We start from the raw sequence: 20,645 nt of genomic DNA on the forward strand, positions 1-20,645 counted from the left end.
CGGGCATTAATATTTATACTGCCAGTATTTCCCTGTCCTCTGGTGACTGAACCCAGTCGAGCACCATTTGTGATTAAAAGTGATCCTGTTGTGATGTTGAAATCGCCAGCGTTCCCGACACCCGTTGGTTGCACCGCAGTGCCACCTAAAACACCATCGCCATCCCAAGAGCAATAGACTCTGTCCCGCTGGCACCTGTAATCCTGTTCCGTTGTTTGCAGTTGATTGGTTAATAATCGACTGCGCTACCAGTTGATTGAAAAACAATACATTGGGATTAATCCTCAGCAATTGACTGGGTAATGGTTGCGTCCCATCGCTGCTGAACACTTCACCATTGGGAAAGCCGATCGCAGTCGCAGTCGTCGCCACAAACGAACCGCCAATATTGAGTAACGCGTTCGGACTAAACAAAATGCCATTGGGGTTCAGCAGAAACAGATTTGCCGTCCCGTTTGCCCGAATTAAGCCATCAATGTTCGAGATTGACCCACCCGTAACGCGACTGAAAATATTCTGTACATCAACCGCATTATTGAAGTAGGCAGACCCGTCCATAGGAATCGAAAACTGGCTAAAGCTATGGAACAGATTGCCGCCTCGCCTTGCCCCACCATCAATTTGAACGTTGGGGTTGCCAGAAACTTGCGATCGCTCTCCCACAGGTAGCGTCGCATCGGGAATCACCTGAGCCGCGCTCGACTGAGCACAGAGCAATGCACTCACGATACTGACAGTCAAAACCCAGGCTTTTAAGTGCGATCGGTTCATCTTGCTACCCTCATGCCGTTATTGTCCTTTGAATCATAATGTGAGAAAAATTTTTAACCATAAATTGGAAAAAATTTAACGAAAATTCAGGCTTTCGTGTGACTTAAAGGAAAAGTTTGCCGTAATGGCAAGCTTATACTGTGGAGGGGAGCAATGCGATTTTGTGAGATGACCCCACCTGGAGAGCGATCGCTAATCAAATCTTACGTATGCAATGAATATTTAATACAACAATCTAAATAATATTTTTTAGAAGACACCTCAGTTTCGGAATTAATCACAACATCGACTCCCGATTGCTGCACTGAGTTGCGATCGCTATCCCATCGTACTGTTCCCAGTACCCGCAATCCTTTCCACTTGGCAATCTGTGTCACTGCACTGCCTCCCCCTCCTGTTGCACCAATGACAAGCAAAGTTTCGCCCGCTTGTGCTTGGGCAGCTTCCATAACACACAGCCAAGCGGTCACATAAGTTACCCCAACCGAGGCAGCTTCCTCCATACTCAAGATTCTCGGTTTTGGTCGAACCGCAGCGATCGGCAACAACAGAAATTCAGCATGAGTCCCATCCCGCGTGAACCCCAAATCGCCGCCTGTCCACCAAACTTCTCTGCTAATCCAATCTTGAGCGCCTGCAACAACGACTCCGGCAAAGTCGCGCCCAGGAATATGCGGCAGAGTTGTAATATTCTTCATTGCGCCCTGGATATTTTTGACATCAACTGATTGCAGTATGCAGAACGATATAGCTTATAATCACTCAAGATTTTGACGTTAAGCAGGAACTTAAATTCACTTTTAGTGAAAAGGGAGGCGATGGGCTTAAGTCCCGCCAGAGCCGATCGCAACTCCGTTCGATGTATTGTTTTATCGATATGATTTTTCAAATGTATATAATTGTGAGTGACCCGTTCTAGTTGGGGCTGAGATGACAAATCGACTCACCCCTTGCTCCCACTTTGCGGTTGCATCAACGGTGTAAGGACTAGCGGTGCCAAACTGGTTAAGGCTGCTGGGTGGAGAGGTGAAAACCAGATGAAACTTACTTCCGCGATGGTAACCGCTAATTTGAGCAAAGTTCTCACCATCATTAGACTTCAAACTTCCGTACAGTTTGCCGGCAGGATCGATAAATACGAGTATCTGCCCCTGAGAACCGACAGTACGGAAGGTTCCCGTCCAACTGCCCCGGTAGGAAAGTACATAGTCTTGAGAGGGATTAGGTTGAGCTTGGCTGACTGGAAGCGCGAAGAGAGGCTGCAAGCGTAGCAGTCCAATCATGCCAATCGTTAAAATTCCACCAATCAATCGTTTTGTTGTTCGTGTCTTCATCAGTGGTTCTCTTTAAATAGATGATTGATCAACTGTCAATCTGCCAGATTCCCTATAACCAGAGGTTTCTGAGATGATGATGGGAATCTCTTCAAAGTTTTCGCTTGGCGGCGGTGAGGAGGTTGTCCACTCTAATCCAGTGGCATATACAGCTAGATAAGCGATGGTTCTCGTTGTTCAACCGAAGAGAAAGGCTATTTTGCGGTGGTTTCTGACTTCATCTTGGGTCTGTGATAGCGATAGAAAGTTTCTTCCCTCAGCCATTCTGTGGTTGCCTTAAAGTCATGCAGTGGGGTGGGCAGCATTTCCAAATACACTGCACTGCGAATTAGATCGCCAGGTTTGCCAGTTATCTGCACTTTGTCAAACAAGTTTGCTACCCCATTTCCTAAACCCAATTTCATTAGCTGACCCCGAAGACTCACATGGGCTGGGCTAGGGGATGCTCCTTTAGCAAAGGCAATCAAATTGTGAGCAATGCTCGCACCTTGCTGATATGCTACCTGGGCTAGAGCCGGTAAGGGTTGTGCCTGCACGTTGGCGCAATCGCCTGCGGCAAACACTTTTGGAAAATCCAGCAGTTGCAGAGCTGAGGTGACAAGCGGTAGCCCATGTTTATCCAGGTGATCTGTGGGAATTTGGGACTTGAGATTTTGGATGAGTGGGTTTACGGCAGTCCCAGCTGTCCAGATGGTGGTTTGAGTCAACAGCGTTTTTATCTCAGTGCTGTTGGCAGGTTGATACTCCAGGTGGTCTTGAGCAACCGCTTTCACTCCTACGCCTAGTATCAATTCAACAGGTACTGTTCGAGTTTTGAAAGCTTGGAGAGCCTCTTCCTGCAAACCCGCGTTGACATCGCCTGCGAGAATCGTCTTGCCATGATTGATTAAGACAATGCGAATCTGACGAATATCGCCGCCGAGTTGGGCGTACCAGTCGGGTAACAAATCTGCCAGGGTTGCTGCCATTTCTACCCCTGTCGGGCCTGCCCCAACGACAGCAAACGTGAGGAGCGATCGCCGTTGTGTTTCGTCATCCGTTTGGCTAGCACGTTGCAAGCATTCTCGTAACTGGCGTTTTAGAGCGATCGCATTCTCTTGTGTCCGAAATGCGAATGCGTTTTTTTGTGCGCCCTCTGTTCCTAAATAACCCTGAATACTGCCAACAGCTAAGACCAGATGATCATATATATAATCTGAGCCAGAAGCTAACTTAAGACGTTTTTTTTGCAAGTTGATCGCCACTACTTTATCCTGTACAAAGTTGATATCACTGCCTTGCAGCAACTCTTTATAAGTCGGACAAACAGCATCTTCTGACAATTCACCTGTCAATAGTTCATACAACATTGGCTTGAAGACAAACCGTTCTTGTGGATCAATCAAAATGATCGACCGCAAGTCTTGCTGATGACGCAGATGCAAGGCTGTAAAAAGACCTGCAAAGCCTGCTTTGATAATCACTGTGGGGCGAGAAGAATTCATTTTAGGAAGTGGTTAATAAACAGCAGTAAGCAATTTAACCAACGGCTTAACAATGTCGCTCTCTTTGGTCAATTAAAGATGGGTAAGCAATCAACTACGATCGCCACCGATAGCAACATCATGTAAATGATCGAGTACTTGAATAACGATCTGGCCAACTCCAAATCTGAGGTAGACTGCATTAATAACCAGACTTTATGAACAAAAATGCTTTCCAGGGCGATCGCAATAACTAGTAGTCTACCAGAGCAACTTTGCTATGTTAAAGTCGGATATAAACGCTGCATTTTTCTACGAGCATCTTTAGTTTGAAAACCCCAATAGACACTGGCTTTTTGTTGATTACGTTGTTTCTCCCAAGCGGCAATCTCAGAAGTTAATGTTTCTGCTTGATTTCATTTTTTTTAAAGTTTGACGCACTGTTTCGTCCGAAATTGAATCTATAATACCAACATTCACTAAATTATCCGCTAATAATTGCATTGTCCAACGTACTCTTCCAACTGGTGGATTATAACAAGCAGTGGCAATTAAAAATGCTTCTTGTTTTTCATCTAATTTTTTAGGCTTTGGTGGGTGAACTTCATCCTCTAAAGCAAAATCTAACCCCCCAATGACAAATTTTTCTCGTATTCGTTGTACTGTCGCAACATGCGCTCTAACTGTGCCAGCGTAGGCGAAGCCCGCCGTAGGCATCGCTTGATCCGTTTCTCTATCAGTTGCCATCAGAAGAATGTTTGCACGGGTTATGGTTCTTGCTTTGTGCTTACCTTTGTGCGCTAAGAACCCGGCTCCTAGCCGTCAGTACCGACCTTTTTTCTTTTTTATTGACGCTTCAGCACTCCTATCGCACTAAAAGCACCAAGGGCTAAAATCCCTAAGTTGATCGAAGGTTCAGGAACAGACTTAGCTTCAATTGCTGCCAGTATAGCATCTGCTATCACTTTATGACCAGAAGTCGTTGGATGAAACCCGTCCCAGATGAGAAACTTGTTGTTCCCTGGGTTACATATATCTGGTCTAGATAGACAAGACTCTGTTACATTCGTAAAACCCAATGTATTTGCCTGATTAAATAAAGAATAAGTATCAATAGAGATGATGTTGAGATTTTGGTTTTGACTCAAAGCGCTCACAGTTTCTGCTAAACCCAAGTTAAACTCATTAGTCGATTTGCTAAGAGTTGTAGGGTTACGATTGTTGATTTTAGCTGCTGGCAGCTGTCCCAAGTCTGGCAAGTTAAATACCAAAATATTTTTTGCGCCGACTCCTACTAAAGTATTCAACGCCAGGGATATATTACTGATTGGCGTGCTAGAGTCTTCGGAATTGAGAAAAAAGAAATTATTCGCACCTCCCCACAATGTATAAAGTGCATCTGGATCAGCAGTTTGATTATTTGCTTGCACAGTTGCAGCAAAACCAAGGACTTGTTTGAGTACTCCCGGGAAATTTGGATTGGAAACGACAGCGTTACCTAAACCAGAGCTAGAACCACCGAAAGCGAAGTTTATTCCTTGGGTAGGAATTGGTGTAGGAGGAATAGTAGCGAAATCGATATCAGTCAATAAAGTGGGCTTTAACCTTAACTGATTTCCGACATAATCGATCCAGAGTGGCCCATCGGAAAAACGTCCTTCAAAGTTAGGTGGGCTTACAGGGTATGTTTTACCCGTAGCATTGTATATATTCCCCATATCCGAAAGACTATCGCCAAATACGTAAAGCCGATCAAAACTTGCAGCACAGACCTTGGTTGGCAACATGAAAGAAAAAAGAACAAACCCTGTTGCAATCACTTGTTTTTTCATATTTGTTTTACTTATGGTATTTTTTAATTTATTTAAAAGTAATCAGAGGGCGATAATCTGACAACTTATCTGTTCTTCAGTTACTTTAAAAACCAGTAATATTTAATGAATTAATTCCCGTCATTATACTTAACTATAGGAATCATATTTGCACAAATAATTTTTCCTCAAAGAAATACCAAGTATCAAGCTGCCGCTCAATGACTTTAATCAGCCTGTAAACGTCCCCACTTTGAGAACATTGATAGTCCCCATACATCACCAGCACCATGGTGGCATTCAGCACACCTTTTGTGTGATCTTGTGTTGAAGGTCGCACAAATAACGAACTGCGGTCACGATCAAAGCTCACTGATACCTCCGACGGTTGTATGTTCAGCACTAGCGTTGAGTATACAGCCCTCTTTCTTCTTTCTTTGTGTATAGCAAACATTGATTGTAACTAAGTTGCAATCAATGTTTGCCTGAATTAAATATATGCAATTCACTCTAACATTGTCGTCCCCTAAAAGTTGAAACTTTTGCTCAATAGAATGATTGATAAATCAGTCCATCTCAAAATGGAAGGTTGCCTCCAACTAAATTTGGAATCCACATTTAAACCAAAGTACAACTTACTCATATCATTTCTTTGTGAAGCTGCATATATTTACCCCCAGCTATAGCAATTCTAAATGAGTTGTGAAAAATTACACATAACGATAAGCTGGATCTAGTTAATATAGATAAAATACACAACTCCCTATATGAAAGAATTAATAGATTTTATCTAAGGGAACCCAGATAAAAGAGAATTGAGGCGAGCGTTGGCTGTACAAATGTATCCATAACAACTTACTGGTGAGAGTGATAATTGTTGAATCAATTGGACAAATTGCATATTTATTGTGTAACTTTCTTTGAACTTTATTCTGTACTAATTCATTTAATTTTTGATAAATAGACCTCTTGCAAAATTATTTTATGGTAAGGTAGAGGGTTTTGTCGCTTGAGTCAATGGTGCAATGCAGTACAAGCAAACAATAAAAGTTATCTAACCGCGGGTTCAAACGTCTAGTTGGAGTGCAAAGACGCACGTTTGATGAGATGGTGAAAATTATGCAAGATAGTGTCAGTCCTAAAGGAAGACGAGGTTGTCCAAATAAACTAGATTTGGAAGACCAGGTTTTAATTTGCTTACAGTATTGGCGAGAATATCGAACTTACTTCCATATAGCCCAAGATTGGCAAGTATCGGAATCAACTGTTTGCCGTACAGTACAACGCAAAAGAAAGTGTGTTAGTGAGTTTGGGGAGATTCCGTTTAGAAGGAAAAAAGTCCTTGTTGAACCCATCACAGAAACCAAAAACGGTTGTGATGGATGTAACGGAGAGTCCAATTGAACGTCCTAAATCCGGTCAGAAGCGTTTCTATAGTGGCAAAAAAAGACAGCATACTCTCAAATCTCAATTTGTAATTGACCTTGAGACTTTACAAGTACGTTGTATCGTCAATGATTCAGGTCGTAGACATGACTTCAAACTGTTTATTAACAGCAAAGTACGTTTTCATCCCGATACACAGAGTCTAGAAGATAGTGGCTACCAAGGAATTGCTAAATTTCATGCCAATAGCCATTTACCAAGAAAGAAACCAAGAGGAGGTAAGTTAACGAAGGAAGATAAGCGGTTTAACCGTGATTTAGCTAGTCGTCGAGTTGTTGTTGAACACGTCAACCGACGATTTCAGGTATTTCGGATTTTCAGTCAACGCTACCGTAATCGCAGACGACGTTTTGTGTTGCGCTGTCACTTAATTGCTGGAATTTATAACTATGAGCTTCTAAATGCAAGTTAAGTTTTAGAAAATGTGTTTAACCAACTACTCTACCACAAAACTTTTTTGCAAGAGACTCCATGAGCTGCGCTCACAAGGAACAATGAAAATAATCTGGGAATGATTTTGCGTTGTTTCAACCTCTATTTTTAAGGCAGGTCTAATATTTTATGCACAAATAGATTTTATTTCGGTGCTTAGGTTACTAGTGTGATTTAGCTCACAAATTACAGATAAAAATGATATAAAGATTATACTAAAGACATCGGCTATTTATATACAGCAAAATTATGAAATTTTACTTAACTAAATTTAAATTTATACAATAAACAAGTAAAAATAAGCTGTATCACTGTAAGCGCAAGCAAAGTTAAACAATTATAGTAAATTATGCTTGATTGACTTCAGTCTTTGACGTTTTCGATGATACTCTTGTACTTGAACTTAAGTTGGATGACTAGATGATCTGAGCAATTACTAGAAGCTTTCTTCGCTCTTCTAAAAGTCAACTCACAAGTTTACAAATTATCATCGTATTTTAAGAGTTTTAACTTCTAAATCCTAACTTTGTTTGTATGCCAGAACAACAGCAGTGGACTATAACAGCAACTGAACAACCACCAGAGTGGTTTATCCAAGCAGTGAAACAGTATACACCTGCCTCAAGTGGACTGTATGCAGCGCAGTTGTTGTGGCAACGGGGTATTAAAGATCGTCAACAATTAACAGCCTTTATCAACTATAAAGCTTATCAACCAGCAAGTTCCTTTGAGTTTGGGCAAGAAATGCATCTGGCGATCGCACGGTTGCAACAAGCATATAATACTAAAGAAAAAATCGCCATTTGGGGAGATTTCGATGCCGATGGGATTACCTCTACATCGGTACTTTGGGATGGATTGGGGCAGTTTTTTGCTCAAAATACTCAGTTAGTTTACTACATTCCCAATCGTCTGAAAGAATCCCACGGACTTAATAATCAAGGAATTGATAACTTAGCAAAACAAGGTTGCAAATTAATAGTTACTTGCGATACAGGTAGCACAAATGTTGAAGAAATTATCTATGCTAAACAGCTAGGTATAGATGTAATAGTTACAGACCATCACACTTTACCAGCCGAACGCCCACCTGTTGCAGCGATTATCAATCCCCGCTATTTTCCAAAAGAACATCAGTTATTTAATCTTTCTGGGGTGGCGGTAGCTTATAAGTTGGTGGAAGCGCTATATCAAAGTCTGCCCAATGTTGCTAAATATCCGTTAGAAGAATTATTAGATTTAGTTGCAGTTGGATTAATTGCCGACTTAGTGCAATTAAGTGGAGATTGCCGCTACTTGGCACAGATGGGAATTCAACGACTGCAAGAAGATTTTAAGCAGCCAGCAGCAGCACGGCGGCGGCCAGGGGTAGGGCGATTATTAGAATTGTGCCAGAAAAGTGGCGATCGCCCCACAGATATTTCTTTTGGTTTGGGGCCGAGAATTAACGCCGTTAGTCGCATTCAAGGTGATGCCAGTTTCTGCGTGGAATTATTAACTAGTCGGGATGTCAAACGTTGTAACGAACTCGCCGAAGTTACAGAACTCGCCAACGCCCGCCGCAAATCTTTACAAAAAGATGTGCAGGCACAAGTAGCGCAAAAACTTACTCAACTAGATTTATCAACCACCAGCGTCATTGTCTTAGAAGATGCCCAATGGCCTGCGGGTGTATTGGGCTTAGTTGCAGGACAGGTAGCACAAGAAACTGGACGCCCGACGATTTTGTTGAGTACGGAAGGAGCAGGGGAAGCAGGGGAGCAGGGGAGCAGGGAGCAGGGAGCAGGGGTAGAAATTACTTCTTTATCTTCTAACTCAGAACTCAGCACTCAAAACTCAGCACTCGCATTAGCCCGTGGTTCCGCTCGTTCGGTGAATTCTGTCGATTTATACCAATTGGTGAAAGAGCAAGCACATTTGTTACATCGCTTTGGGGGACATCCCTTTGCAGCGGGTTTGAGTTTGTTGGTGGAGAATATTCCTTTATTTACAGCGGCGATTAATCAGCAGTTGCGGCAATCTTTAGGTAGTACAACTCTAACGCCAAACGTGCAAGCAGACTTGACAGTAACGGTAGCAGACTTGGGAAAAGAGTTATTTTTGGAACTGAAACTGTTAGAACCTTGTGGAATGGGTAATCCTGTTCCGAAATTGCTAATTCAAAACTGCTGGTTTGAAAATTCTTGGCATCGCAATCAGCAGGATTGGCAAGGGAAAAAGGTACAGTACATTAAAGCTGAGTTTGATATTCGGGATGATTCTAGCAGAAGTGCTTTTCCTGGCTTATGGTGGGGACACTACAAAGATGAATTGCCCATAGGAAGGTGTGATTGCATAGCAGAACTAGACTACAACACCTTCAAAAAACGTTATGAAATCAGATTGATTGCCGTGCGTTCTTCTGCTAACTCAGCACTCAACGCTCCGCTATCGCTAACACCCTTCATCCTAGACTTACGGAATCAGGAACACTCAGCAACTCAACATTCAGGACTAATTATTGAAGATTGTCCCACGAATTGGGATGATTTACGTATGTGGTTGCGGCGATGTTTGGCGATCAGCCGCTCTACATCTGGGCTTGAGAATCAGCAACAATTAGCGATCGCTTGGTCTAAACCTAACCATCAACCACCTAATCAAATTTGGCTGACTCTTGTCGGAATTGCCAAATATCTCAGTCGCACAAATCAACTAGTTACCCGCGGACAACTTTTAGAGAAAATCGGCATTAGCGACCAAACCTTACTTGTCGGAATCAAAGCTTTAAAATACTTAGGGTTCACAGTTCAACGACAAGACCGTTCTTTACAATTTACCTGGAATCCAAACGATAGTGCCGAAAACCTTGCTGACGAAGCAGTTGCACGATTTTTAGCTGCTGTTCGAGAAGAACAATTTCAGCAACAGTATTTTGCAAAAGTGCCTTTATCTACGATTGTGGCGATCGCCAGCTACGACAGTAAATAATTTAAAGGGTTCACAGCGTTTGCTACACAGCCTCTTTCCCCCTGCTCCCCTGCGGTCTAAATGATAAGTCTTTACCAGAACATGATATGAGTACTCTCGGTTGCGATACCTGAAGTTACAGAGGTGTCCCAGAAGGCTGTTGCACCCTATTGTTAACAGTTTTTCCTTCTACAAAACCATCTCGGCCTGTAATCAATCTAGAGCGACGATTACGAGTGATATAATTCCATCCCCACTGAATTGCTACTACTACTTTAGTGTCAAACTCGATTAAGAAGTAGATGTGAACTACTAGCCAAAAGAGCCAAGCAATGAAACCTTTGAGTTTGACTAAGCCTAAATCTACAACAGCTAGATTTTGCCCAATCATCGCTAAAGTACCCACGTCATTGTAACGAAATTGTGGCAAATTTTCACCTTTAAGCCTACGTTTAATGAGTTTAGCTACATACTCTCCTTGTTGTTTGGCTACAGGTGCAACACCAGGTAAGGGTTTACCATTTTGATGGGAAAAGTTGCCTAAATCTCCCACTACAAAAATGTTGTTATAACCCTTGATAGACAAGTCCGGTTCTACAATCACACGTCCAGAGCGATCGCACTCTACACCTGTACTTTTGGCTAGGGCTTTCCCCATAGGCGAACCTTGAACACCTGCTGCCCACAAGATAGTTTTTGAGGTAATTTCTGTCAATTCATCGCCTTGCTTGAAAGTAACGATGTTACCTTCAATATTTGTCACCCTGGTGTTGGTATAGACAGCCACACCCAACTTTTGCAAAGATTCTGCTGCTACTTTCGATAATTCTGGTGAAATGTGTGGGAGGATGCGATCGCCACCTTGCAATAGTAAAATTCTCGCTTCTGAGGTATTGATGCTGCGGAAATCTTCTGTGAGAGTTTGGTATGCTAATTCTGCGATCGCGCCGGATAATTCTACACCGGTAGGCCCACCCCCGACAATCACAAAAGTTAACAAAGCACGGCGTTTTTCTGGATCGGTTTCTTTTTCTGCCGCTTCAAATGCCGAAAATATCTGGCGACGCATTTCTATGGCATCTTCAACAGTTTTCAAGCCAGGAGCAAATTCTTTCCAGTTATCTTTACCAAAATAGGAATGGTTAACACCTGTAGCGACAATCAATGTGTCATAAGGTACTACTTCATCGCCCAGAATAACTTGTTGCGCTTTTGGATCGATATCATTTACCTCTCCCAACAGCACTTTTGTATTCTTGCTTTTGCTGAATACAGATCGCAATGGTGCAGAAATATCAGCAGGTGATAGCGTACCTGTGGCAACTTGATATAAAAGCGGCTGAAATAGGTGAAAGTTACGTTTATCAATGAGAGTAACATTTACATTTGCTTTCTTCAAAGCTTTTGCTGTATACAGTCCACCAAAGCCGCCACCAACGATAACAACCCGATGTGGTGCATTCTTTTCAAGTGAGACTTCCATAAGAAATATTTCCTTGTGTTAAGAAGTTGTAACTATTCTTAACAAAGATGTAACAGCTTTATGATGATGGTTGCTGTCTATTTAGAACAATTGAAGAAATGATGAAAGTAGTCAAAGTTAGTTTTTATATCAAGTCCGGCTAATTTAGTTATGATTCCCACAGTCATCGCACCCCACCCCCAACCCCTCCCCGCTTGCGGGGGCTACGGTGTACACACAAGTCTGGAGTCGTTTACGAATCTGGTTTTTACCCCACCCTAACCCTCCCCTTGCAAAGGGGAGGGAATTAGATTTCCGGCTTCCCCCCAATGCATCGGGGGATTGAGGGGGGTAATTCGACTTGTGTGTACACCATAGCAAGCGGGGAGGGGAGACAAAGCATAGCTTTGGCGGGGGTGGGGTTGATCGATCTGCTCAAAATGTGCTTTGAATAATTCCGCCATCTACTTGCAGCATGACTCCGTTCACAAATGAGGCTGCTGGTGAACTCAGAAATACCGCAACATTGGCAAACTCTTCTGGTGTCCCCATACGACCCAAAGGCACTGTCCCATTGATTCTAGCAATTTCTGCTTCTTTCGTTTCACCACTTTTAGCAATGCGGGCATCGATTAATTCTTCTACCCGTTCTGTATATGTCCAGCCTGGTAGAATACTGTTGACGCGAATTTTATCGCTACCCAGTTCTTGGCTGAGAGTTTTCGTTAAACCAATCACTGCTAATCGAATGGAATTAGATAAAACCAGATTTTGGACTGGTTGTTTAGTTGAGGTTGAGGTGATGGTCAGAATTGCTGGTGCAGTAGATTGGCGTAAGTGAGGTAAAGCGTACTTTACCAGACGTACCGCACTCAGCAAAGTCAAGTCGATCGAAGTTTCCCAAGTTGCCAAATCAATATCGTCAAAAGTGCCAGCAGGTGGGCCTCCGGCGTTGGTAACAAGGATATCCAACCCGCCGAATTTTTCCACTGTGGCGTTAATTACCCGTTCAATATCTTCTTGACTGGTAACGTCCGCACGCAGAGATAGCACTTCTGTACCTGTTTCGCTTGCAATCTGGGCAGCAGTTTTGTCAATTAACTCACTGCGGGCGCAGATGGCAACTTTTGCACCCTCACGGGCAAATTGCCTCGCTGTAGCTTTGCCCAAACCTTTACTAGCAGCTGTTACTAAGGCGACTTTGCCACGGAGTTGCAAATCCATAATCGTGATTCTTCTTGTTTACAACAATTTAAAGCCAAGGTTATTGAGAGCTTCACGCAAGCGATCGCGTCCTCTCAATGATTCTACAGTGGCAATGCGTTGGGCTGAGTGTTCTGACCAATCACCAGCAATATTCATCTTTTGTTCAGTATAGAATTCTTTGATGATGTCGTTGTAGTGAGCGATCGCTTCTTCTTGCTCTGCCAATTTATAGGTTTCACGATGCAGCACAGCTGACTGCGGTAAGCGTGGCTTAATCGCCGCTTCTACTTCTGGATTCGGATAACCCACACATAATCCAAATACAGCATACACAGAGGAGGGCAAATTCAATATCTGTGCTACCTCTTGTGGGTGGTTCCTGATTCCACCGATATATACTGTTCCTAAACCAAGTGACTCAGCTGCAACTGCGGCATTTTGTGCCGCCAACGTTGCATCAATTGTTGCCATCACAAACATTTCCAAATATTCCAGCGCATCGTGAGATATGCCGCGACTGTCAGCAACGTGACTTAGACGCGCCAAATCTGCTAACCAAACCAAGAATAAAGGAACCTGCTTAATATGTGCTTGGTTTCCCGCTAGCTTGGATAACTCCTCTTTGCGTTGTCGATCTTCGACTGCTACCACACTCCAGGTTTGTAAATTCGAGGAAGTAGATGCAGATTGGGCAGCTGCAATTAGCAATTCCAGAGTTCCCGATGGTAAAGGATCGGCTAGATAAGACCGAATTGAACGGTGAGATAGTAGTGCTGTTAGCGAATCATTCCATGCAATTTCGGGGTTGAAGGGAATTTCACCGTAGCGCGATCGCAGTAATTCTGTAGGATTAGTCATAATCAATTCCAAGATTTACATTTTCAAATTTGCTACTAATACCAATTTCATCTGTAGGTGCATACATCTCTATGCCCCTACAGCCGATTCATTGTACTAGTTTAAGTTTTTGGTGAGAAAGCAGCATATTCTTCTTTTGTCAACATTGCATCCTTCACATTTATCTCTTTGGGAATTAACTTCAATTTGTAATATGTATCTGCAACACCTTGTTGTAGATTTATCAAATTGTCGTCAATTGGTACAATCCCAAAAGTCCGCCTGTTAGTTGCTTTTTTCATCGTTTCTAAATCAATTCCTAACACAGGTGCGAGAGTTTTTGCTACTTCTTCTCGATTCTGTTTAGACCATTCTTCGAGATTTTTAATTTCCTCCACTATTGCCTTGACAGTTTGGGTATTTTCAGTGACAAATTTGCGACTCATCAAATAATATCCTCCCTGTTTATTAATTCCTGTGCCATCAATCAGGACTCTGGCTTTAGTTGCCTCTTCAGCCGCTGCATAGAAAGGGTCCCAAATTACCCAAGCATCCACACTCCCTTTCACAAACGCAGCACGAGCATCAGCCGGAGCCAAATATTTAGGTTCAATATCTGTATATTTTAATCCGGCTTTTTCTAAAGCTAGGACTAACAATAAATGGGCACTAGAACCTTTTTGAAAGGCAACTCTTTTGCCCTTCAAGTCAGTAACTTTTTGAATTTGCGAATTTTGAGGAACAAGAATTGCTGAACCAGCCGGACTAGCAGCAGTACCAACAACATAAGTTAGTGATGCTCCCGCTGCTTGGGCAAAGATTGGCGGTGATTCTCCCACAGGGCCAATGTCAATACTACCTACATTCATCGCTTCTAGTAATTGTGGCCCCGCTTGAAATTCAGTCCACTTTACAGTTATTCCTTCTGGTGCCAAACGCTTTTCTAAAACACCCTTAGTTCTCAGCAAAATGGTCGATTTTTGATAACCAAATCTGACTACTGTTGCTTTACTAGAAGCAGAATTACCCTGAGATGTGCCATTGGGATTAGGGGCATTAACAGTCGGTGTCGATGAACAAGCAGCAAATAGCAGGCTTAGAGAAAGACCTGTAACAAAAGCCCCCACTGTTGGCAAAGGAGAAGAAAAGAATAATTTATGTTGGTTGTTAAACGGGATATTCCTGAATTTTATCAACGATATCCACTTGGGAATTAAGCGGCGAAAGATTTGGTTAATCATCAAAATGATTTCTCTGAGCTATATGAATACTATAAACTTATAGGTTTACCGGGGTATATAAATAAATTTAGGTTCAATTGACAATAAATAACTGGGAGGCGGAGTAGTTCCGACTCCGCTCAGTTCAGTTACCCTGCTCTTAAGTAAGCTACAGTCGGGGTTTAAATCTCCTTATGTAACTCTCTTCTCTACGAGATGCGGCGCGAATAATTTTGAATTTTGAATTTTGAATTTTGAATTGTTAATATCCCAGTGCCAAAAAACACAGCACTAATTGAGCAAATCAGGTTCTTCGCGCACAATCCGATCGTAAAGCGGCTGGAAACTGAACCAGCCACTTACATGTGACCCCACTTGAGTTTGTGTTAAACGGGCTGTTTCATGTTTAATAGTAGTGGGTCTACCCGCAGCCTCTGCCAGCAGTTGGCCTTGGCACGATCGCTCTAAGCTAATGTACCAAAAGGCAGCTTCATCGACTGTATGTCCCACAGTTAAAATGCTATGGTTACGTAGGATTATGGCTTTCTTTGGCCCCAAGGCTTGCGCCAATCGCTGACCTTCAGAAGTTTCTAAAACCACACCTGTAAAATCGTCAAACAGGGCATGGTCTTCGTAAAAAGCACAAGAATCTTGAGTTAAGGGGTCAAGGAGACGCCCCAAACTAGACCAGGCTTTACCATAAAGTGAATGGGCGTGAGCCGCTGCGATGACATCAGGCCGAGCTTCATGAATCTGAGAATGGATGGCGAAAGCAGCTTGGTTTACATCAGCATCGCCTTTAACCACTTCACCATCTTTGTTAACTAGAATCAGGTCAGAAACTCGGATATGACCGAAGTATGCCCCGAATGGATTGACCCAGAAATGGTCTGTAAACTCAGGATCGCGAGCCGTAATATGGCCTGCGATTCCCTCACTGAAGCCAAACTTACCAAACAAGCGAAAGGCGGCGGCGAGACGTTGCTTGCGGTGCAGGCGTTCGTCTTCAACTCGCTCGAAAACTGGGGGTTTTGGTCTAATATAATTGGCCATGTGCTTTTTCCTCCTCTTCTTTACAGGGAGCGTTGGAATATCCAGAGCGAAAGGATTTGACGCTGTGAGATGCTGGGATGAACTGGTGACGCAAGACGCAACCAGTATCATTACCCAAGGTATGAATCGATACAGATGCGCTCTGGGATGTGGTTTTGACGGCGTGGATATCACCATCTGGTGGTAAGAGGCGGTAGATATCCCCTGGTTGAAGCAATCGCACTTCAGTTACTTGTAATTGTGCGTGCCCTTCTACATCACTGTTATCTATACGGCGATAGACTGTTTCTTCTTGATTACCTTTGTATAAACCAATCAATCCCCAGGCTAAATGATCGTGGACGGGAGTCGTTGAACCTGGGGGAATTACCAAACTGAATACCGACAGTGAACGGTCTTTAGCGCGATAAAGCAGCCACTGACCTATACCGCCACCCATGCGGCTTTCGGGATTGGCTTGGGCAAACTTTTGGGGTAGCCATTCCTGTTGAGCAAGCAGTTCTTGAAAATGGGGTTCTAGTTTGGCGAGAGTTTGTGTGCGATCGTCAACAGTGCTAGCGCTAATTTCCCGCACTGTTGCGACAAAGGATCGTAGCTCCTGGCTCTCAATAAACCATTGGTCTTCTGGTAACGGTTCTAAAATAGTGTGGTTGGTCATCTATATTCCTCTGTTGAGGAGGCGACTAAGATTAACTAATTCGTAATTCGTAATTCGTAATTCGTAATTTAATTACGATTTATTTTAATACCAGGATGAATCTTGAAGCCAAGTTGCTCAAGTTTTAGATGAGAAAGGGACTCCTTCAGAATGATAGTAAAAGGATATCGCTGAAATACACTAGCTTTACCTTGTGACAATAGCAGCCTAGCATGGCTGATGCGTACTGGATATAACGGTTGTTTGTTGGCATCGAGAATGAATACTTTAGTCATACAAGTTTGAATTTTAGATTTGCGATCGCCAGATTGGGAATTAGGGACTGGACACAAGAGGCAGAGGTGGGGAGGTGTATAAGGGAAAACTTACTGCAACTTCTCCTCGGTTACAGAGCGTAGCCTTTGGCGTGGTCACTGAGCGTAGTCGAAGTGGAGCCTCTTGTAGAGAAGTGCTGCCCCCCTGCTCCTTTTATAAGAAGATAAGAATGAGAGTCTATAAGTTAACTCCAGCACTCTCGTCTTTACCTTTCATTTAGGGATTTCCAAGAAATCAATCATCCAATTTTGTGGGGTGTCCCACAATCATTTGTATTTGGATATTTTTATTAGGAAGCCTCTTAGCAGTTATATTAATTTTTATAAGTACTATAAGTCGGTCGGATAACCGTTGAATTAACTACAAGCAGAAAATTATCACATACAAATTTAAAAAGCAATAGGCTAGCTGTTAGGGGAGACAAAGCGTAGCTTTGGCGCGGTGGGTGCAATGACTGTGGGAATCATAAATAATTACCCGGACTTGATATAAAACGGGTAACAGACTTAGCTTCTGTACCTCACCAACTTGAAATATGGTGTAATATAATCCGTCAGAAGGGCATAATTGATTGTAAATGCAAGGTTTTTTCTAACTGCGGATGCTTGAAGCGAAGTTCTCTGGCGTGCAAATGTAACCGACTAGTAACTGCACAACATCCATAAAGGCGATCGCCTAAAATAGTTATCCCAAGTCCTTGCGCATCAGCTGCATGAACCCTTAACTGATGAGTGCGTCCTGTTAGTGGCGTAAATTCTACGCGGGTGTAATCTCCTTCTCTCGCTATTACCTGGAAGTGTGTCAAGCTGGGTTTACCGTGCTGCCAATCAACTTTTTGATAGGGGCGATTTTCAGTATCTCCCCATAATGGCAGTTTAATCACACCTTGCTCAACTGTCAAAACACCGGAAAGTATGGCTTCATAAACCTTGTGAACCTGGCGTTGCTGAAACTGCTGGCTGAGTTGCCGATGGGTTTGGCGATCGCGTGCTAACAACAAAATCCCGGAAGTTTCCTGATCTAGGCGATGCACAGATATAAGCGCCATACCATCAGGTAACAAATGACGTAAGCGACTCAAAACACTATCTTGGCGATCGCGATAACGACCGGGTACCGAAAGCAATCCAGCAGGTTTGTTGACAGCAATCAGCCATTCATCTTCATAAATAATCGGTAAAGTTACCTCTGTGTACACATATCTTGGTAATGAAGCGCCAACCCCGGATTTACCCCCCTTAATCCCCCCTTGCAAAGGGGGGAGATTAAAGATCCGGTTCCCTCCCCTTTGCAAGGGGAGGGTTAGGGTGGGGTAAAAGTGACGCAAAAACCCAGATAAGTAAGCTATTTCAGACTTGTGTGTACACTGTAGCCCTTGCAAAGGGGGGAAATATCCGGTTCCCGGTTCTCCCCCAAGGCATCGGGGAGTTAGAGGGGGTGAGAAGGACTTGTGTATACACGGTAGCCTATCAGAAGAGAGGCTTCTTTTTTCCCTAGCAGGGAGGGAAGGTTTCAAGCCTGAGAGCAAAAACCCCATCAATGGCTGACATCGCTCGGCACAGGCTCCATAAAACTCTCCCGGAATTTTATCTTGATTTGCGGAAGATTCACCCCACCAAAATTCTGCCATTGCTAGGGGTTTGAGATTATGTGTTGCCGCATAATGCAGCAGCTTTGGGGCACAACAGTCTCCTGTGCCAGTGGGCGAACCTCCTGGCATCAATTCTTGCAATGATTGCGATCGCCCGGAAAAATTAGTCAGGCTATAGCTAGCGTGCATTTGAGCTTGCAATTGACGGGAAAGTTCTTTGCGCCGTTGTTTCAGTTCGCTGATTCGTGCATCCGTTGCTGCAATTACCTGTTGTAGGGGCTGTAATACAGCATTTTGCTGGCGTTTAAGCTGTCGTCGCTCAATTCCCTGCTGACGACTCTCTTCGTCAAGTTGTTCAAGGGCAATAGTAAGCGCTTCGGGAGTGAGTGTATTGCAGATTTGCTGACGTTTTTCTTGTCGTTGATGTTTGCAATAGCGATGGCGATCGCTCATTGCTTGTAACTGCTGCTCAAAGTCATTAAACAGGATTTTATACTGCTGGCGTTCGGTTAGTTGCTTCAAGGTAATAATTTCTTGCTTAATCGCTTCCAACTGTGCCAAAGTACGGTTTTCCTCGAAAGCAACTTCATCTCGTCCCGGAATTGGCGGCACCCAGCCCTCAACCACATTGCGACTATTCAAAAGACCAGAAAAAGCTTTTAGTACCCGTTGTTCGCCATTAGGCAGTTCAACCAATAGGATTCCATACATCTTCCCTTCACGAGAATAACAGTCATTCTTGGCAAGATATTGCATTAGTCCGTGGGCGATCGCTTCGGACATTGAAGTGCGGGGTAATTTTAGGCGATCGCCACTTTGCGGACAACGCCCTTCGTACCAATAGCTACAAGATGAGTTGGCGATCGCAAAATCGCAGTCGATGAAATCTGAAAGTGCGTGCAGAACTACCATACAAAGTATGATTGCAAATCTAGCTGATCAATATATGAAGTCTATTAGACTTTTTGGCATTGTGGGGTAAAGGGTAAGGGGTAAAGGTATGGAATTTTCCCTTCTCCCCACCGCAAAGCAAAAGTTCCTTTTGCAAGATGTCTATTGTGTTGAGTGCTTTTGGCAATTTGGCATCCAAAGTTTTTCTGTTGCAGTTTTAATTTATATATCAACAGGGTTACAGGGACATTGAGAAAATTCTACAAGGGATCAATTCCCATCTCAAAATCCCACCCAATGGCCAGTTGTTGACGTTCACGCTCTCCGAACCACCTTAAGGTGGATGCAGCACAAACGTCACCGCTTCACCACAACTGGCTAGAAATCAAACAGAAAATATATAGTACAAATGCACTGACACAGACATAAGTCGGGGATGGCAGTGTTTGAGTCTGTAATTGTCTGAGTTTATATCAAGCTAATTATTTTTTGGGCTTAACTCAACCGTCTTGCAATAAAGACTGTATGACCCGGCGATAGTTCATATTCACCATAACTACGGCTGGTTTGCACCTCAAAGCCTACCTGCTGGAGTTGATTTGTAATAGTTGCTGTCTCGTATAATCGCTGGTGGTGTACTTCGTCATCTCGTCTATAGTGTTCACCTACTTTGCGGAAAGTGATAATTCGACGAGTCAAAGTTTTTTGTTCTATATCCTCGTATTTTTCAACGAGTACCACCCAATCTTCTCCTTCAGTGAAACCTTTGGTTGCGGTTCCTGGTGTAACTTGTCCCGTCTGTGAAATATCGAAAATGAATACACCGCCAGGAGTTAAGGCATTATATATGCGGTGGAACAGCCGAACAAGGTCGCTATCTTCGTCGAATAGATAGCTGAGACATTCACTAATCGATGTCACAGCATTGCACGGTGGAATCTCAGTTTTAAATAACGATGCGATGCGAAACTCAGCGTTTGGGACTCTGGTTCGGGCAATATTAATCATCGACTCAGAAATATCGACTCCCAAAACATAATAGTTAGCCTCGATAAGTTCTTGCGCCCATAACCCGCTACCGCAACCCAAATCAATCACTAATCCATCATTTATTTTGTTTTCAGTTAGGATTTTTAATATGCCAGGAGCAGACTTGAGAGCAAAGTCACGGAAACCGACATCATGAATAAAAGCCAGGTCTTCTTT

Annotated in this window: 18 protein-coding genes and 1 pseudogene; 2 read left to right on the forward strand and 17 right to left on the reverse strand. The window is 43.2% G+C overall.

Annotation, left to right across the window (positions count from 1 at the left end; translation table 11 throughout):
• Nucleotides 1-6: 6 nt before the first annotated feature.
• The 8 genes and pseudogenes from RMY16_RS24890 to RMY16_RS24925 all read right to left on the reverse strand — a co-directional run.
• Nucleotides 7-771 (reverse strand): filamentous hemagglutinin N-terminal domain-containing protein, encoded by a 765-nt coding sequence (locus RMY16_RS24890; RefSeq protein WP_322738598.1) that lies wholly within the window; start codon nt 769-771, stop codon nt 7-9.
• Nucleotides 772-974: 203 nt separating this feature from the next.
• A complete protein-coding gene (locus tag RMY16_RS24895) occupies nt 975-1,469 on the reverse strand; it encodes a hypothetical protein (protein WP_322738599.1) in 495 nt (164 codons plus the stop codon).
• 171 nt (nt 1,470-1,640) lie between these two features.
• On the reverse strand, nt 1,641-2,105 hold the full coding sequence (locus RMY16_RS24900) for a hypothetical protein (RefSeq protein WP_322738601.1): 465 nt from the start codon (nt 2,103-2,105) through the stop codon (nt 1,641-1,643).
• Nucleotides 2,106-2,299: 194 nt separating this feature from the next.
• Nucleotides 2,300-3,589: an NAD(P)/FAD-dependent oxidoreductase gene (locus RMY16_RS24905; RefSeq protein WP_322738602.1), complete on the reverse strand. Its 1,290-nt coding sequence runs from the start codon at nt 3,587-3,589 to the stop codon at nt 2,300-2,302.
• A 369-nt stretch (nt 3,590-3,958) separates the two neighbouring features.
• On the reverse strand, nt 3,959-4,315 hold the full coding sequence (locus RMY16_RS24910; RefSeq protein ID WP_322738603.1) for a helix-turn-helix domain-containing protein: 357 nt from the start codon (nt 4,313-4,315) through the stop codon (nt 3,959-3,961).
• 98 nt (nt 4,316-4,413) lie between these two features.
• Entirely contained in the window at nt 4,414-5,400 is a 987-nt protein-coding gene (locus RMY16_RS24915; RefSeq protein ID WP_322738604.1) for an SGNH/GDSL hydrolase family protein, read from the reverse strand.
• 142 nt (nt 5,401-5,542) lie between these two features.
• Nucleotides 5,543-5,752, reverse strand: a complete 210-nt coding sequence (locus tag RMY16_RS24920; protein WP_322738605.1) for a hypothetical protein — start codon at nt 5,750-5,752, stop codon at nt 5,543-5,545.
• A gap of 469 nt (nt 5,753-6,221) precedes the next feature.
• Nucleotides 6,222-6,347: pseudogene (locus tag RMY16_RS24925) on the reverse strand (IS4 family transposase); the annotation flags it as partial.
• 115 nt (nt 6,348-6,462) lie between these two features.
• On the opposite strand from RMY16_RS24925, the gene RMY16_RS24930 reads away from it, so the two are divergent.
• Both RMY16_RS24930 and RMY16_RS24935 read left to right on the forward strand, forming a co-directional pair.
• Nucleotides 6,463-7,237 (forward strand): IS5 family transposase gene (locus tag RMY16_RS24930; protein WP_322738606.1). Its coding sequence is split into 2 segments (ribosomal slippage): nt 6,463-6,666 and nt 6,668-7,237, totalling 774 coding nucleotides; the frame shifts between segments, so codons are not numbered across the junction.
• A gap of 554 nt (nt 7,238-7,791) precedes the next feature.
• Nucleotides 7,792-10,227, forward strand: coding sequence for a single-stranded-DNA-specific exonuclease RecJ (locus RMY16_RS24935; protein WP_322738607.1), 2,436 nt, complete (start codon nt 7,792-7,794; stop codon nt 10,225-10,227).
• Between the two features lie 115 nt (nt 10,228-10,342).
• On the opposite strand, the gene RMY16_RS24940 is transcribed toward RMY16_RS24935, so the two are convergent.
• From RMY16_RS24940 to RMY16_RS24980, 9 genes are all read right to left on the reverse strand, one after another.
• On the reverse strand, nt 10,343-11,689 hold the full coding sequence (locus tag RMY16_RS24940; RefSeq protein WP_322738608.1) for an NAD(P)/FAD-dependent oxidoreductase: 1,347 nt from the start codon (nt 11,687-11,689) through the stop codon (nt 10,343-10,345).
• Between the two features lie 414 nt (nt 11,690-12,103).
• Nucleotides 12,104-12,892 carry an SDR family oxidoreductase gene (locus RMY16_RS24945; protein ID WP_322738609.1) on the reverse strand — a complete coding sequence of 263 codons (789 nt, stop codon included), beginning with the start codon at nt 12,890-12,892 and terminating at the stop codon, nt 12,104-12,106.
• 18 nt (nt 12,893-12,910) lie between these two features.
• Nucleotides 12,911-13,732 carry an NADPH-dependent oxidoreductase gene (locus RMY16_RS24950; RefSeq protein ID WP_322738610.1) on the reverse strand — a complete coding sequence of 274 codons (822 nt, stop codon included), beginning with the start codon at nt 13,730-13,732 and terminating at the stop codon, nt 12,911-12,913.
• Between the two features lie 101 nt (nt 13,733-13,833).
• On the reverse strand, nt 13,834-14,952 hold the full coding sequence (locus tag RMY16_RS24955; protein WP_322738611.1) for a sulfonate ABC transporter substrate-binding protein: 1,119 nt from the start codon (nt 14,950-14,952) through the stop codon (nt 13,834-13,836).
• A 270-nt stretch (nt 14,953-15,222) separates the two neighbouring features.
• Nucleotides 15,223-15,984, reverse strand: coding sequence for a class II aldolase/adducin family protein (locus RMY16_RS24960; RefSeq protein WP_322666378.1), 762 nt, complete (start codon nt 15,982-15,984; stop codon nt 15,223-15,225).
• Nucleotides 15,968-16,642 carry a cysteine dioxygenase family protein gene (locus RMY16_RS24965; protein WP_322738612.1) on the reverse strand — a complete coding sequence of 225 codons (675 nt, stop codon included), beginning with the start codon at nt 16,640-16,642 and terminating at the stop codon, nt 15,968-15,970. The genes RMY16_RS24960 and RMY16_RS24965 overlap by 17 nt, the downstream gene beginning before the upstream one ends.
• A 68-nt stretch (nt 16,643-16,710) precedes the next feature.
• The gene (locus tag RMY16_RS24970) at nt 16,711-16,917 is read right to left on the reverse strand and encodes an RRXRR domain-containing protein (protein WP_322738613.1); all 207 of its coding nucleotides are present in this window, start codon (nt 16,915-16,917) and stop codon (nt 16,711-16,713) included.
• A 593-nt stretch (nt 16,918-17,510) separates the two neighbouring features.
• A complete protein-coding gene (locus tag RMY16_RS24975; protein ID WP_322738614.1) occupies nt 17,511-19,460 on the reverse strand; it encodes an RluA family pseudouridine synthase in 1,950 nt (649 codons plus the stop codon).
• 474 nt (nt 19,461-19,934) lie between these two features.
• On the reverse strand, nt 19,935-20,645 hold a 711-nt coding region (locus RMY16_RS24980; RefSeq protein WP_322738615.1), incomplete at its 5' end, for a class I SAM-dependent methyltransferase.

Origin of the sequence: Nostoc sp. DedQUE12b, assembly GCF_034530835.1 — a bacterium.
Taxonomy (GTDB): Bacteria; Cyanobacteriota; Cyanobacteriia; order Cyanobacteriales; family Nostocaceae; genus Nostoc.